The organism is Streptomyces sp. DF42, assembly GCF_058267695.1.
The window spans coordinates 1,160,032-1,173,523 of sequence record NZ_CM177859.1 but is presented as its reverse complement, the minus strand read 5'-3'; the positions used below and the strand labels follow the sequence as shown (position 1 = coordinate 1,173,523).

Annotated in this window: 11 protein-coding genes; 5 read left to right on the top strand and 6 right to left on the bottom strand. The window is 71.7% G+C overall.

Features of this window, described 5'->3' with window-relative positions; genetic code table 11:
* Positions 1-95: 95 nt before the first annotated feature.
* Entirely contained in the window at positions 96-1,691 is a 1,596-nt protein-coding gene (locus ACYUED_RS05370; RefSeq protein WP_491291169.1) for an alpha/beta hydrolase, read from the top strand.
* A 70-nt stretch (positions 1,692-1,761) separates the two neighbouring features.
* On the opposite strand, the gene ACYUED_RS05365 is transcribed toward ACYUED_RS05370, so the two are convergent.
* From ACYUED_RS05365 to ACYUED_RS05340, 6 genes are all read right to left on the bottom strand, one after another.
* Positions 1,762-2,487: a lysophospholipid acyltransferase family protein gene (locus ACYUED_RS05365; protein ID WP_491291168.1), complete on the bottom strand. Its 726-nt coding sequence runs from the start codon at positions 2,485-2,487 to the stop codon at positions 1,762-1,764.
* Positions 2,488-2,770: 283 nt separating this feature from the next.
* Positions 2,771-4,000 carry a PP2C family protein-serine/threonine phosphatase gene (locus ACYUED_RS05360; protein ID WP_491291167.1) on the bottom strand — a complete coding sequence of 410 codons (1,230 nt, stop codon included), beginning with the start codon at positions 3,998-4,000 and terminating at the stop codon, positions 2,771-2,773.
* A gap of 70 nt (positions 4,001-4,070) precedes the next feature.
* On the bottom strand, positions 4,071-6,533 hold the full coding sequence (locus ACYUED_RS05355) for a SpoIIE family protein phosphatase (RefSeq protein WP_491291166.1): 2,463 nt from the start codon (positions 6,531-6,533) through the stop codon (positions 4,071-4,073).
* Between the two features lie 126 nt (positions 6,534-6,659).
* Positions 6,660-7,880, bottom strand: a complete 1,221-nt coding sequence (gene rocD / locus ACYUED_RS05350) for an ornithine--oxo-acid transaminase (RefSeq protein WP_491291165.1) — start codon at positions 7,878-7,880, stop codon at positions 6,660-6,662.
* Entirely contained in the window at positions 7,877-8,689 is an 813-nt protein-coding gene (gene ddaH / locus ACYUED_RS05345) for a dimethylargininase (RefSeq protein WP_491291164.1), read from the bottom strand. Before ddaH ends, rocD begins: the two co-directional genes overlap by 4 nt.
* A 154-nt stretch (positions 8,690-8,843) precedes the next feature.
* Positions 8,844-9,329, bottom strand: coding sequence for an Lrp/AsnC family transcriptional regulator (locus ACYUED_RS05340; RefSeq protein ID WP_266527478.1), 486 nt, complete (start codon positions 9,327-9,329; stop codon positions 8,844-8,846).
* A 77-nt stretch (positions 9,330-9,406) separates the two neighbouring features.
* Here ACYUED_RS05340 and ACYUED_RS05335 point away from each other — a divergent pair, with 77 nt between their 5' ends.
* The 4 genes from ACYUED_RS05335 to ACYUED_RS05320 are packed head-to-tail and all read left to right on the top strand — an operon-like array spanning position 9,407 to position 13,491.
* Positions 9,407-10,159: a LytR/AlgR family response regulator transcription factor gene (locus ACYUED_RS05335; protein WP_491291163.1), complete on the top strand. Its 753-nt coding sequence runs from the start codon at positions 9,407-9,409 to the stop codon at positions 10,157-10,159.
* A gap of 2 nt (positions 10,160-10,161) precedes the next feature.
* A complete protein-coding gene (locus tag ACYUED_RS05330) occupies positions 10,162-10,557 on the top strand; it encodes a hypothetical protein (protein WP_491291162.1) in 396 nt (131 codons plus the stop codon).
* Positions 10,558-10,567: 10 nt separating this feature from the next.
* Positions 10,568-12,280: a sodium/solute symporter gene (locus ACYUED_RS05325; protein ID WP_491291161.1), complete on the top strand. Its 1,713-nt coding sequence runs from the start codon at positions 10,568-10,570 to the stop codon at positions 12,278-12,280.
* On the top strand, positions 12,277-13,491 hold the full coding sequence (locus tag ACYUED_RS05320; protein ID WP_491291160.1) for a sensor histidine kinase: 1,215 nt from the start codon (positions 12,277-12,279) through the stop codon (positions 13,489-13,491). The genes ACYUED_RS05325 and ACYUED_RS05320 overlap by 4 nt, the downstream gene beginning before the upstream one ends.
* The last annotated feature ends 1 nt before the right edge of the window (position 13,492 follow it).

Genomic DNA, 13,492 nt, shown 5'->3' with positions numbered 1-13,492 from the left:
AAGAAGGTCAACGCCCCCTGTCCTCGGAGACTTCCCAGCCGAAAGGATCCTCCTACCAATCGCAAGGACGAAGGGGGAGGTCCCACTTGAGGGATATGAGACGGAACAGGCGGGTTGCGGCGCTCGGTTCGGCCGGAGCGCTCGTCACGGCCGCACTCATAGCCGGCGCCGTCGCGGCGCCGAGTGCCAGCGCGAGCTCCGGCTCGCGGCACGGACAGGACCGCGAGGCCCGCGGAGAGGCCATCGCCGCCCAGCGGGCCGCCGCGGTCGGCATCGACTGGCAGGACTGCCCCGCCGACTGGGGATTCGCCAAGCCGATCCAGTGCGGCTGGGTCAGCGTCCCGCTCGACTACGCCAAGCCGTACGGCAAGCAGATCAAGCTCGCCGTCGACCGCATCGGCAACACCGGGACGCCGGCGGAGCGTCAGGGGGCCCTCGTCTACAACCCCGGCGGCCCCGGCGCCTCCGGCATGCGCTTCCCGACCCGGGTCACCAACAAGAACCCGATCTGGGCCAACACGGCCAAGGCGTACGACTTCGTGGGCTTCGACCCGCGCGGCGTCGGCCACTCCGCGCCCATCTCCTGCATTGACCCGCAGGAGTTCGTGAAGGCGCCCAAGGCCGACCCGGTGCCGGACTCCGAGGCCGACAAGCTGGCCCAGCGCAAGCTGGCCCGCGAGTACGCCGACGGGTGCGCCGAGCGCAGCGGCAAGGCGATGCTCGCGCAGATGACCACGCCCAACACCGTGCGCGACCTGGACGTGATCCGTGCCGCGCTCGGCGAGAAGAAGCTCAACTACCTGGGTGTCTCCTACGGCACCTACATCGGCGCCGTCTACGGCACCATGTTCCCGGGCCATGTGCGCCGCATGATCGTGGACAGCGTGGTCAACCCCTCGCGGGAGAAGATCTGGTACCAGGCCAACCTGGACCAGGACGTCGCCTTCGAGGGCCGCTGGAAGGACTGGGAGGACTGGGTCGCCGCCAACGACGCCGCCTTCCACCTCGGCACCACGCGGGACGCGGTCCAGGCGAAGTGGCTCGAACTGCGTGCCACCGCCAAGAAGGACCCCATCGGCGGGGTCGTCGGCCCGGCCGAGCTGATCAGCTTCTTCCAGAGCGCCCCGTACTACGACTCCTCGTGGGTTCCGGTCGCGACGGTCTTCAGCAAGTACTTCGCCGGCGACACCAAGGCGCTGGTCGACGCGGCCGCCCCGGACCTGTCGGACACCGCGGGCAACATCACCGCGGAGAACGGCAACGCCGTCTACACGGCCGTCGAGTGCACCGACGTCAAGTGGCCCACCAGCTGGAAGAAGTGGGACCGCGACAACACCGAGCTGAACAAGAAGTACCCGTTCATGACCTGGGCCAACGCCTGGCTGAACCTGCCGTGCGCCACCTGGCCGGTCAAGCAGCAGAGCCCCGTGGACGTCAAGACGCACAAGGGTCTGCCGCAGGTCCTGATCGTGCAGTCCACGCGTGACGCCGCCACCCCGTACGACGGCGCCGTCGAACTGCACAAGCGCTTCAAGGGCTCCCGCCTGATCACCGAGCAGGGCGCGGGCTCGCACGGTGTGACCGGTCTCGTCAACCCGTGCATCAACCCGCGGGTCGACGCCTACCTGCTCACCGGCAAGCTGGACACCAAGGACGTGACGTGCACCCCGCACGCAACGCCCAAGCCGTAACCGGCAGTTGAACGCAAGTGAGGGGCGGCCGGAACACTCCGGCCGCCCCTCACTCGTTGTTCCACTCGGCCTATCGCAGCGGCATCCGCGGGAACCGGCGCTCCTTCGCGTGCTCCTGCTCGGCCTGCTGCGCCTTGGCGACGGCGGCGTACTCGTCGACGTACTCCTGCTCGGACAGCTTCAGAATCGCGTACATGATCTCGTCGGTGATGGCCCGCAGGATCGCCTTCTCGTTCTCCATGCCGGCGTAGCGGGAGAAGTCGAGGGGCTTGCCGAAGCGGATGACGACGGGGTGGATGTTCGGGATGACCTTGCCGGGGGGCTGCGCCTCGAAGGTGCCGATCATCGCGCAGGGAATCACCGGGACCTGCGCCTTCAGTGCCATCACCGCGACGCCGACCTTGCCCTTGTAGAGGCGGCCGTCGTGCGAGCGGGTGCCCTCCGGGTAGATGCCGAGCAGCTCGTCCTTGCGCAGCACGCCGAGGCCCTCGCGGATCGCGGCCTGCCCCGCTTCCTTGCCGGTGCGGTCCACCGGGATCTGCCCGGCGCTGCGGAAGAAGGTCGCGGTGAGGCGGCCCTTGATGCCGGGCCCCGTGAAGTACTCCTTCTTCGCGAGGAAGGTGATGCGGCGCTTGAGGATCGCCGGCATCAGGAAGTGGTCCGAGAACGACAGATGGTTGCCGGCGACGATGGCCGGACCCGTTGCCGGTACGTGTTCGAGGCCTTCGATACGAGGCCGGAAGACCAGTCTCAGCAGGGGTCCCAACAACACGTATTTGAGCACGTAGTAGAACAAAGAGGTCGCTCCTCACTCCGGCGGATCGCCTGTGCCGCCGCGTTCCAGCAGGTCAACCGGCGTGTCGTGGGGTTGCCAGTGTAGGTGCAGGCGCAGTTCACCGGAACACGGCGGGAGGCCGCGTCGCGTGCGGGGGGACGACTGCGGCACCAGCCTCCAGTTACCGGCCGGTAGACAGCAACCGGATGACGCATCATGGCGCGATCACGCTCAACTGCTGGCGGGCGCCCGGCCCTTGCGCATGCGCCGTCCTCTCTGCGCGGCCCTGCTCGGTTCCGCTCGGTCACAGCTGCACGATGACCAGGGCGGTGTCGTCGGTGGCGCCCCCCGGCGGCAGCAGCTCCAGGAGCACGGCGTCCGCGAGGGCCTCGGGGCCCGCCGCGCGGTGGCGGCGGAGGGCGTCGGCAAGGCGGGTCAGGCCGGTGTCGATGTCCTCGTGTCTGCGTTCGATCAGGCCGTCGGTGTACAGGACGAGCACGGCACCCGCCGCGTATTCCGTGCGGGCCTGGGGCCCGGGGGCCGCGCCGGCGACGGCGTCGAGCGGCGGGTCGGTGGCCCGGTCGAGGAACTCGACACGACCGTCGGCATGGACGAGCACGGGCGGGGGATGCCCGGCGCTGCTGTAGGTGATGGTCCGTTCGTCGAAGTCGATGAACGTCGTCACGACGGTGGCCAATTCGGCGCCGTCGACCACGTGCGCGTACCGCCCCAGCACATGCAGCGCCTGGGCCGGGCCCTCGGCGACGCGGGAGGCGGCACTCAGGGCGCTGCGCAGCTGGCCCATGGCGCACGCGGCCGCGAGGCCGTGCCCGACCACGTCGCCCACCGCCACGCTGATCCGGTCGCCGCCCACCAGGTCGACGAGGTCGTACCAGTCCCCGCACACGTTGAGCGCGCCGACGGCGGGCCGGTAGCGCACGGCCGCGTGGTGGTGGCCGGCCTGCCGGCGGGCGGGCAGCATCGCCTCCTGCAGGGCGAGGGCCACCTCGCGCTCGCGGGCATGGGCCTGCCGCAGCCGCTCGTTGAGTTCCTGCAGTTCGCGCGCGCGGGTGTACAGCTCTGCCTCCAGCACCCGGCCACGGCTGCCGACGCGGCCGCCCCGCGCCCTGATCAGCTCCGTGACCTCCTCGACGCGGTGCACCAGCAGCACCACCTTCCCGTCCGGGCCGAGCACCGGCGCGTTGACCGGGCTCCAGTAGCGCTCGTCCCACTCCCCGGGCCGCTCGGGGCTCTCCACGTCGTAGCGCTGCAGGGCCATGGCGTCGCGCTCGCCGGTCTCCAGCACCCGCTGCAGCGAGGCCGCCAGATTGCGCATACCGGATGCCGCCGGGTCGTGCGGGTTGTCCGGGAAGACGTCGAACAGCCGGCGGCCGACCACCTGCTCGCGGGTACGTCCGGACAACCGCAGGAACTCCTCGTTGGCCTCCGCGTACACCAGCTCGGGCGTCAGCAGCGCCACCATCCCCGGCAGGCACTGGAACACCCTCGCGTAGTCGATCGCCGCATCGTTCATGGCCACCGCCTCGCCACCGGGCTCCACGCTCTTCTCCGACCTCATGTGATGTTCGGGCGGGTTCCCTGGATCAGGCCGGAGCATCCTCCAGGGACTGCTCGGCCCAGATGACCTTTCCCTCGGGTACGAAACGGGTGCCCCAGCGCTGGGTGAACTGGGAGACCAGCAGCAGTCCGCGGCCGCCCTCGTCCGTGGTGCGCGGATGGCGCAGATGGGGTGCGGTGGCGCCGCCGTCGGAGACCTCGCAGATCAGCGCCCGTTCCTTGATCAGACGCAGCCGGATGGGACCCTCGGCGTACCGGATGGCGTTGGTGACCAGCTCGCTGACCACGAGTTCCGTGGTGAAGACCAGATCGTCCAGATCCCATTCGGCCAGCTGCCGGGCGGCTTCCTTGCGGGCCTCGGCAACGACCGCCGGATCCGCGGGCAGATCCCAGTCCGCGACCTGGTCCGCGCCCAGCAGCCTGGTGTGGGCCATCAGCAGGGCCACGTCGTCGTACGGGCGGGCCGGCACCAGCGCGTCGACCACGGCCCGGCAGCGCAGGTCGAGCGAGGGCTCGACGCGCTCCAGGGCCCGGCGCAGCCGTTCGCGGTCCTGGTCCACGGACCAGTCGTGGTCCTCGCGGGCCAGCAGCCCGTCGGTGTGCAGGGCGAGCGTGCTGCCCGCCGCGAGGGCCAGCTCCACCGCCTCGAAGGGCGGGCCGCCGGCGCCGAGCGGCGGCCCCTGCGGGAGGTCCACGAAGCTGACACTGCCGTCGGGCATGACCACGGCGGGCGCGGGATGGCCCGCGGCAGCCATCGTGCACTGCCCGTCGACGGGGTCGTAGATGACGTACACACAGCCCGAACCGGCGACCTGGATGCCCGCGTCCTCCGGCGCGTCCGGCTCGAAGCCCTCCTCGCGGGCCGTCCGCGCCACCAGGTCGTCGAGGTGCGCGAGCACCTCCTCCGGCGGCAGATCGAGCGCCGCCAGGGTGCGGACGGCGGTGCGGAGGCGGCCCATGGCCGCGGCGGCGGCGATGCCGTGGCCCGGAACCTCGCCCACGACCAGGGCGACGCGCGCGCCGGACAGCGGAATGAGGTCGTACCAGTCGCCGCCGAGGCCGGTCAGCTCGTCGGCCGGCCGGTAGCAGGCGGCGACCTCCACCGCGTTCTGCTCGGGCAGCCGGCGGGGCAGCAGGCTGCGCTGCAGCACCAGCGCGGCGTTGCGCTCGCGGGTGTAGCGGCGGGCGTTGTCCACGCAGACCGCCGCCCGTGACACGAGGTCCTCGGCCAGGCACAGGTCGTCCTCGTCGAACGGCTCCTGACGCCTGCGCCGGAAGAAGGTGGTGACGCCCAGCGTGACGCCCCGCGCCAGGATCGGCACGATCATCACGCTGTGCAGCCCCAGCTCCAGGAAGGTCGCCTCCCGGCCACCGAACCTGTTCGCGGCCCACGCCTTGGCGAGCGGATCGAGCCGCTCCTCGCGCCAGGAGCTGCCCGTGGCCAGACAGCGGATCGGGGGCGATCCGGGAAGATACGCGGCCGCCTCGCCGACCTGGACGGCGGCCTCCGGGACCCCCGGGTTCACCGACTGGTGCCCCGCGCGGCGCAACGGAACCGGGACCGTGGCGCTCAGCGGCCCGGGCGCGAGCTCCGCGCCCCGCAGCACGGACTCCAGCAGGTCCACGGAGACGAAGTCGGCGCAGTCCGGCACGGCGACGTCGGCCAGCTCCTGCGCCGTCCGCACGATGTCGAGGGTGCGGCCGATGCGTTCGCCGGCCCGGTCGAGCAGGGCCAGCCGCTGCCGGGCGCGGTGGCGCTCGGTGATGTCGACGACCGTGTAGTACACGCCCATCGGGTGGCCGTGGTCGTCCTCCAGGCGGGTGAACGACAGCATGTGCGCCGTCTCCCGGTGCGGCGCCGAGCGCACCTGGCCCACCTGCTCGTACCCGAACACCGGCTCGCCGGTCTCCAGCACCTGCCGCATCTGCGCGTCGACGGCCTCGGCGTCCAGGCCGGGCTGGATCTCCGCCATCCGCCGCCCGAGCCGCTCACTGGCGGGGCCGCCGCCGAACTGCTCCAGGGCCGCGTTCGACCACACACAGCGCAGATTCGCGTCCACGATCGCTATGCCGACGGGCGATCCCGTGACCATCTGCTCCAGCACCGAGCGGCTCATGTCCCAGCCCGGCGCCCCGGCCATGTCGCTCAGCAGCACCAGCCAGCGTTGGGCACCTCCCGGCTCCGGCGCCGAGGTGACCCGCACCATGACCTTGACCTGCTGCCCGCCCTTGCGGCGCGCGGTCAGCAGCCCCGCCCAGCCGCCGTCCCTGCGGCACCGTTCGGCCAGCTCGGGCAGTCGCGCGGCGTCCTCGTCGTGCAGCAGCCCGGTGACCCTGGTTCCCACCACCTCGGCGGCCGCATACCTCAGCAGCCGCTGGGCGTCCTGCGTCCAGCTGATCACCATGCCCCGTGCGTCGAGCAACAAGGGCACGGCATCGGCCACGTCGAACCGCTGCCGGGCGACGTCCTGCTCCTCGTGAGTGCCCACGGCCGACCTCTCTGTCGCTGAGAGTGGTCTACCACCACTTGACCCAGTCTTCACCCTTCGGGCACCGGCTGGGGGATCGGTGGGGAGTGGGGGCCGGGTCCGGCCGCCTCCCACTCCCCACCGGGGTCACGAACCCAGGACCCGCTCCAGCGCTCCCAGCGCCGACCGGAGCTCCTCAACGGTGATCGTCAGCGGTGGCGCCAGCCGGATCGTGGAGCCGTGGGTGTCCTTGACGAGGACACCCTCCCGAAGGAGCCGCTCGCCGATCTCGCGCCCGGTGCCGATGGACGGGTCGATGTCCACACCCGCCCACAGGCCGCGCGCGCGGAAGCCGGTGACGCCCTTGCCGACCAGGTCGGACAGGCCGCCGCGCAGGACCACGCCCAGTTCGGTCGCCCGGCGCTGGTACTCGCCCGTCTCCAGCAGTTCCACGACGGCCGTGCCGACCGCGGCCGCCAGGGGGTTGCCGCCGAACGTCGAGCCGTGCTCGCCCGGGCGCAGCACGCCGAGCACGTCCCGGCGGGCGACCACCGCGGAGACCGGCACGATGCCGCCGCCGAGCGCCTTGCCCAGCAGCAGCACGTCGGGGACGACCGACTCGTGCTCGACAGCGAGGGTGCGGCCCGTGCGGCCGAGCCCGGACTGGATCTCGTCCGCGATGAACAGGCAGCCCTCGCGGCGGGTCAGTTCCCGCACGCCGGCCAGATAGCCGTCGTCGGGGATGACGACACCCGCCTCGCCCTGAATGGGCTCGATGAGCACGGCGGCCGTCGTCTCGTCGACCGCCGCCTCCAGCGCCGCCAGGTCGTTGTACGGCACGATCCGGAAGCCCGGGGTGAAGGGGCCGAAGCCCGCCCGTGCCGTCTCGTCCGTCGAGAAGCTGACGATCGTCGTCGTACGGCCGTGGAAGTTCTCCGCCGCGACCACGATCGTCGCCCGGTCGGCGGGGACGCCCTTGACCTCGTACGCCCACTTGCGGGCCACCTTGATGGCGCTCTCCACCGCCTCGGCGCCCGTGTTCATGGGCAGCACCATGTCCAGGCCGGTCAGCTCGGCCAGCCGCTCGGCGAATTCGGCGAGCTTGTCGTTGTGGAAGGCGCGCGAGGTGAGGGTCAGGCGGTCCAGCTGGCGGTGGGCCGCCTCGATCAGGGCCGGGTGGCGGTGACCGAAGTTCAGGGCCGAGTAGCCCGCCAGCATGTCGAGGTAGCGGCGGCCCTCGACGTCCTCGACCCAGGTGCCCTCGGCACGGGCGACCACCACGGGCAGCGGGTGGTAGTTGTGCGCCAGGACCGGTTCCTCGGCGCGGATCAGGTCGGCGGACGTACGCGTGGTGACGGGAGCGGTCATGAACGGATCTCCTGAGTGCAGCACTTGATGCCCCCGCCCGCCTTGCGGAACTCGGACAGGTCGACGAGGACGGGGACGTAGCCGCGGTCGGTGAGGGCGGAGGTGAGCGCCTCGGCCTGGGGCGCGATGAAGACGTGGCGGCCGTCGGAGACGGAGTTGAGGCCGAAGGCCATCGCGTCCTCGGCGGTGGCGAGCACGGCGTTCGGGTAGAGCCGCGCGAGCACCTCCCGGCTGCCCGGCGAGAACGCCTCCGGGTAGTAGGACACGTTGTCGTCGTCGAGGACGAACAGCGCCGTGTCCAGGTGGTAGAAGCGCGGGTCCACCAGCGTCAGGCTGATCACCGGGTGGCCGAAGAACTCCTGCACCTCGCGGTGCGCCTCGCGGGTCGTACGGAAGCCCGTGCCGGCCAGGACGTAGCGGCCCGTCCAGACCAGGTCGCCCTCACCCTCGCAGACGGACTCGGGCCGGTGGACGTCGAAGCCCGCGCTCTTGAACCACGTGTCGTAGAACGTGGACTCCGGGCGCCGTTCGGGCGCGTGGAAGAGCGAGCCGAAGACGCGGCCGCCCACGACGACCGCCGAGTTCGCGGCGAAGACCATGTCCGGGAGACCGGGGGCGGGCTCCACGATGTCCACGCTGTGGCCGTGGGCCCGGTAGGCGCCGATCAGCGCCTGCCACTGCTGATGAGCCAGATCCACGTCGACCTGGGCGTCGGGTTGCATCCAGGGGTTGATCGCGTACTGCACGGCGAAATGTCTGGGTTCGCAGACGAGGAAGCGCCGCCGACGCGGCACACGGGAGTCGGACACAGAGGGGTTCCTCCGCTTCCTGGGGTGTCGACTGAGGGTTGACACCAAGGTAGGAAGTGACCCTGACGCGCGACAAGCAACAAGAATTGCGTGTCCGCGCAGGAATGCTGCGTCTTCGGCCGTTCGAGCGCAGCTGTGCTGCGCATGCGGACGTTTATTCGGGAGCGGGCTGGGTGGCGCCCGCCTCCGGGCTTTCCGGGAGCAGATGGGACAACACCATCACGCTGATCGTTTTCCGGATGAAGGGTTCGACCCGGATCCGCTCCAGCACCTCCTCGAAGTGGTCCACGTCCCGCGCCCGCACGTGCAGCAGCGCGTCCGCGCCGCCGGTCACCGTCATCGCCGCCGTGATCTCCGGATGGTTGCGGACCACCTCCGCGAGCCGCCGCGGCGGGGCCGCGCCCTCGCAGTACACCTCGACGTACGCCTCCGTGCGCCAGCCGAGCGCCGACGGCTCCACCGTGGCCGTGAACCCGGTGATCACGCCTGTCTCGCGCAGCCGGTCCACGCGCCGCTTCACGGCCGTGGAGGACAGTCCGACGGCCGCACCGATCTCGGCGAAGCTCGTCCTGGCGTTGACCATGAGCGCGTTGATGATCTTCCGGTCGGTCTGGTCGAACGGCGCGGGCCTGCTGTTCATGTCGGCACTGTATCCAGCAGGAACGTCCACGCCCGGCACATGTCCTGGCGTACCGATTCCACCTACACTCCGGGTTCATGCTGCGCGCCCTCGCCGTCGACGACGAACGCCCCTCACTGGAGGAACTGCTCTATCTCCTGAACGCCGATCCCCGCATCGCCGGCGCGGAGGGCGCCGGCGACGCCACCGAGGCGCTGCGCCGCATCAACCGGGCGCTGGAGTCCGGTCCGGGCGGGCCGGAGGCGATCGACGTCGTCTTCCTCGACATCCACATGCCCGGCCTCGACGGCCTCGACCTCGCCCGGCTGCTGACCGGGTTCGCGAAGCCGCCGCTGGTCGTGTTCGTCACCGCCCACGAGGACTTCGCCGTGCAGGCCTTCGACCTCAAGGCCGTCGACTACGTGCTCAAGCCGGTCCGCAAGGAACGCCTCGCGGAGGCGATCCGCCGGGCCGCCGAACTCACCGGCACCGCCGCCCCCCGCATCCCCGTGCACGAACCCGACCCCGACCACATACCCGTCGAACTCGGCGGTGTGACCCGCTTCGTCGCCGTCGGCGACATCACCCACGTCGAGGCCCGGGGCGACTACGCCCGCCTGCACACCGACCGGGGCAGCCACCTCGTACGGATCCCGCTGTCCACCCTGGAGGAGCGCTGGCGCTCCCGCGGCTTCGTCCGCATCCACCGCCGCCACCTCGTCGCCCTGCGCCACATCGGCGAACTCCGCCTGGACGCGGGCACGGTGAGCGTCCTGGTCGGCGACGAGGAACTCCAGGTCAGCCGCCGCCACACGCGCGAACTGCGGGACCTGCTGATGAGGAGGCCCTGACCGTGCCCAGCCAGGACCCCGCCGAGCGGCGCGTCGTCGTCACCGGCCCGCCCCGCCATACCCTTCCGCGCGCCGGGCTTCGCTCGCGCGGGCGGTACCCCGCCTCCGGCTACTACCGCCCGCGCACCGAGATCGACGAGCAGACCACCCTCGGCCACACCTATGTCCGCTCCCTGATGCGCAGCCAACTCCGCGCCGCGCTCGCCGTGTTCGCCTTCCTCGGCCTGCTGATCGGCCCGCTGCCACTGGTGTTCGCCGCCATGCCGGACGCCCGCCGCCTGCAATGGCTGGTCCTCGGCTTCTGCCTCTACGCCCCGCTGGTCCTGCTCGCCCTGTGGTACGTACGGCGCGCCGAGCGCAACGAACGGGACTTCGTGCGCCTCGTCGAGGACCGATGAACGAGGACCGATGAATTCCAGCTACGCCGTCCCCGCCGTCGCCCTCGTCGTCGTGGCGACCGTCCTCGTCGGCGCGTTCGGCCTGCGCATCTCCCGCACCACCTCCGACTTCTACGTGGCCTCCCGCACCGTCGGGCCCCGCCTCAACGCGGCCGCCATCAGCGGCGAATACCTCTCCGCCGCCTCCTTCCTGGGCATCGCCGGCCTGGTCCTGGTCCAGGGCCCCGACATGCTCTGGTACCCCGTCGGCTACACGGCCGGCTATCTGGTCCTCCTCCTGTTCGTCGCCGCCCCGCTGCGCCGCTCCGGCGCCTACACCCTGCCCGACTTCGCCGAGGCCCGGCTCGCCTCGTATGCGGTGCGACGGCTGGCCGGGGCGTTCGTCGTCGGTGTCGGCTGGCTGTATCTGCTGCCCCAACTCCAGGGCGCCGGGCTGACGTTGACGGTGCTGACCGGTGCGCCGCAGTCACTCGGCGGGCTGATCGTGGCCGTCGTCGTGGTCGCGACCGTCGCCGCGGGCGGCATGCGCAGCATCACCTTCGTGCAGGCCTTCCAGTACTGGCTCAAGCTCACCGCGCTGCTCGTCCCCGCGCTCTTCCTGGTCCTCGCATGGCAGGGCGACGGGGCACCGAGGCACGCCTTCGAGGAGCCGGCGACCTTCCGCGAGCAGCGCGTCGTACGCGTCGACGACGGCCTCGACCTCACCCTCGACCGCCCGCTCACCGTGACGGCGAGCGGCACGATCGACGGCCGTTCCCATGACGAGCAGCGGATCCGCCTCCCCGCCGGCGCCCACCGCATCGAGGCCGGCACCCGGCTGACCTTCGCCGAGGGCGCGCCCGTCCCGAGGGCTGACCGGGGCACCAACGGCGGCATGTCGACCTCCCTGGAGACGGGCCGCGAGGAACGCCCGCTGTACGCCACCTACGGGCTGATCCTCGCCACCTTCCTCGGCACCATGGGCCTGCCGCACGTCGTCGTCCGCTTCTACACCAGCCCGCACGGCGTCGCCGCCCGCCGCACCACGGTCGCCGTGCTCGGCCTGATCGGCGCCTTCTACCTCCTGCCGCCCCTCTACGGCGCCCTCGGCCGCCTCTACACCCCCGAACTCACCCTCACCGGTGACGCGGACGCCGCCGTCCTGCTGCTGCCCGACCGCATGATCGGCGGCCTCGGCGGCGACCTGCTCGGCGCGCTGGTCGCGGGCGGCGCCTTCGCCGCGTTCCTGTCCACGGCGTCCGGGCTGACCCTGGCCGTGGCCGGAGTGCTCACCCAGGACGTCCTCCCGACGCGCGGTGTACGGCACTTCAGGCTCGGGACGGTGCTCTCGATGGCCGTACCGCTCGCCGCCAGTGCCATCGTGGGCGGGCTGCCGGTCGCCGACGCGGTCGGGCTGGCCTTCGCCGTGTCCGCCTCGTCCTTCTGCCCGCTGCTCGTCCTCGGCATCTGGTGGCGCCGGCTGACCCCGCCGGGCGCGGCCGCCGGGATGCTGATCGGCGGCGGCTCCGCGTTCGTGGCCGTTGCCGTGACCATGGCGGGCCTCCCGGGCACCGGCACGCTGCACGCGCTGCTCGCCTGGCCCGCTCTCTGGTCGGTGCCGCTGGGCTTCCTCACCATGGTGCTGGTGTCCCTGGCCACCCCGGGGCGGGTGCCGAGCGGGACGGAGGCGATTCTGGCGCGGTTCCATCTGCCGGAGGCGCTGGGGGCGGAGGCGAAGGCATGAGCGGATTCCTCGCCGGTCTGTGCGTGGCCGTCCTCCCCCTGCTGGCCGCCGGGTTCTGGCTCGGCAGACGCACGGCCCGCCCGGAGAGCCTCGGGGGTCTCGGCACCCCCGTCGAGCACGCCACCTTCGAGACCCTGCACACCGCCTCCCTCGCCGCGCCGCCGCTGCGGGCCGGCCTGACGGAGGAGACCGCCCGCAAGTCGGCCCGCAGACTGCGCACCCTCCTCGGCACCGACGCGCTGTGCCTGACGGACCGGAAGGAGGTCCTGGTCTGGGACGGCGTGGGCGGCCACCACCGCTCCGAGATCATGGAACGCCTCGCCGGGCCGCTGGAGACCGGCCGCGGCGAGGCCTTCCGGCTCACCTGCGACACCCCGGACTGCCCGGTGCGCTGGGCGGTCGTCGCCCCGCTCACCGTCGACGACCGCGTGCACGGGGCCCTCGTCGCCTGCGCCCCGCGTGAGTCCGCAGTCCTCGTCCGCGCCGCCGGGGAGGTCGCCCGCTGGGTGAGCGTCCAACTCGAACTGGCCGACCTCGACCAGTCCCGCACCCGCCTGATCGAGGCCGAGATCAAGGCACTTCGGGCCCAGATATCCCCGCACTTCATCTTCAACTCGCTTGCCGTGATCGCCTCGTTCGTGCGTACCGACCCCGAGCGGGCCCGCGAACTCCTTCTGGAATTCGCCGACTTCACCCGCTACTCGTTCCGCAGGCGCGGCGACTTCACCACCCTCGCGGACGAACTCCACGCCATCGACCACTACTTGGCGCTCGTGCGGGCACGCTTCGGTGACCGCCTCTCCGTCACCCTGCAGATAGCCCCCGAGGTGCTGCCGGTCGCCCTGCCCTTCCTGTGCCTGCAGCCGCTCGTCGAGAACGCCGTCAAACACGGCCTGGAGGGCAAGGCGGCACCCGTCGGCAAGAGCCACATCAGCATCACCGCACAGGACGCCGGAGCCGAGGCCCTGGTCGTCATCGAGGACGACGGCGCAGGAATGGATCCTGGCCTGCTGCGCCGCATCCTCGCCGGCGAGATCAGCCCCTCGGGCGGCATCGGGCTGTCCAACGTCGACGACCGGCTGCGCCAGGTCTACGGCGACGACTACGGGCTCGTCATCGAGACCGCCGTCGGCGCGGGCATGAAGATCACCGCCCGGCTGCCGAAGTACCAGCCGGGCGTGCACTCGGCCGGGCGCCTGACCGGGGAATGAG

What these genes read in the sequence shown, in the direction of transcription:
- ACYUED_RS05370 (WP_491291169.1), top strand. Translation starts at nt 96, where the DNA reads ATGAGACGGAACAGGCGGGTTGCGGCGCTCGGTTCGGCCGGAGCGCTC.
- rocD (WP_491291165.1), bottom strand. Translation starts at nt 7,880, where the DNA reads ATGACCGCTCCCGTCACCACGCGTACGTCCGCCGACCTGATCCGCGCC.
- ACYUED_RS05320 (WP_491291160.1), top strand. Translation starts at nt 12,277, where the DNA reads ATGAGCGGATTCCTCGCCGGTCTGTGCGTGGCCGTCCTCCCCCTGCTG.
- ACYUED_RS05360 (WP_491291167.1), bottom strand. Translation starts at nt 4,000, where the DNA reads ATGAACGATGCGGCGATCGACTACGCGAGGGTGTTCCAGTGCCTGCCG.
- ACYUED_RS05340 (WP_266527478.1), bottom strand. Translation starts at nt 9,329, where the DNA reads ATGAACAGCAGGCCCGCGCCGTTCGACCAGACCGACCGGAAGATCATC.
- ACYUED_RS05325 (WP_491291161.1), top strand. Translation starts at nt 10,568, where the DNA reads ATGAATTCCAGCTACGCCGTCCCCGCCGTCGCCCTCGTCGTCGTGGCG.
- ACYUED_RS05335 (WP_491291163.1), top strand. Translation starts at nt 9,407, where the DNA reads ATGCTGCGCGCCCTCGCCGTCGACGACGAACGCCCCTCACTGGAGGAA.